This window comes from Haloferax sp. Atlit-6N, assembly GCF_003383195.1.
In the GTDB taxonomy this organism is placed as follows: Archaea; Halobacteriota; Halobacteria; order Halobacteriales; family Haloferacaceae; genus Haloferax; species Haloferax gibbonsii.
Window position 1 is genome coordinate 1 of the sequence record NZ_QEQJ01000240.1, and the last position, 491, is coordinate 491.

The 491-nt window shown below is 57.8% G+C and carries 1 protein-coding gene; it reads left to right on the forward strand.

Annotation, left to right across the window (positions count from 1 at the left end):
* A partial coding sequence (locus DEQ92_RS23340; RefSeq protein ID WP_233516946.1) for a TCP-1/cpn60 chaperonin family protein occupies positions 1-491 on the forward strand: 491 nt, incomplete at both ends.

A 491-nucleotide genomic window follows, 5' to 3' on the forward strand; every position in this document is an offset into this window, starting at 1 on the left:
GTTTCTGCAGTCGACGCTGCACGCACAGCCCTGACGGGAAACAACTTCGGCAACATACGGACGCAGGTCGCACATCTCGCCGCAGAGGCCGCTACTACGGTCGGGATGCCAAACGAACGGACGTTCGACGTTACTACGATTCGGCACGGATCCATACGCGACAGTCGATTGATCGACGGCGTCGTTTTAGATCGAAATATAGTGGTCCACCAAGATATGCCGCGTCGAATCGAGGACGCGAGCGTGTTGCTGTTGGGTGGTCACGAGCGAGGCGGGCTACAGGACCCTGACGTCGTTGATTCCTTTACCGTGGACATCGAGTCTCCGGAGACCGTCGGAGAATTCGAGCGACAGGAAGCTCAAAAGCGGCGGGACGTAGTGGACCGAATAGCCGAGACCGGCGCAAACGTCGTGGTTACGCAGATGGGAATCAACAGCCATTACCAGCAGCTGTTGGCCGAGCACGGAATTATGGCGATTCGGAGCGTCCA